The organism is Pseudomonas sp. H26/SER47-MNA-CIBAN-0231 (assembly GCF_040310465.1).
Taxonomy (GTDB): domain Bacteria; phylum Pseudomonadota; class Gammaproteobacteria; order Pseudomonadales; family Pseudomonadaceae; genus Aquipseudomonas; species Aquipseudomonas atacamensis.
Genome location: NZ_JBEOPW010000143.1, coordinates 1 through 249, shown reverse-complemented (window position 1 = coordinate 249; position 249 = coordinate 1). Strand labels below are relative to the sequence as shown.

Genomic DNA, 249 nt, shown 5'->3' with positions numbered 1-249 from the left:
CACCAAGGGGTCACTATAGTTACACGAAAATTCTTTTAGGAAATAGTTATGAATCGTATATTGCCGTCTAGAATTATCGGATTAGTGATCGTGGCAAGCAGTGCGTTGTACGCAGGTTGTGCTTCTACCGAAACCAACACCGCTGTGAAGGATGTAAATGCTGCCAATCCTTATGCGCCGACGACTCCAGGACTGGCAGTAGCAACGGTCGCTGGTGGGTGTTTTTGGTGCGTGGAAGCAGGCTATGAG

1 pseudogene is annotated in these 249 nt (G+C 48.2%); it reads left to right on the top strand.

Features of this window, described 5'->3' with window-relative positions:
- Positions 1–48: 48 nt before the first annotated feature.
- Positions 49–249, top strand: a pseudogene (locus tag AAEZ10_RS27615) (methionine sulfoxide reductase); the annotation flags it as partial.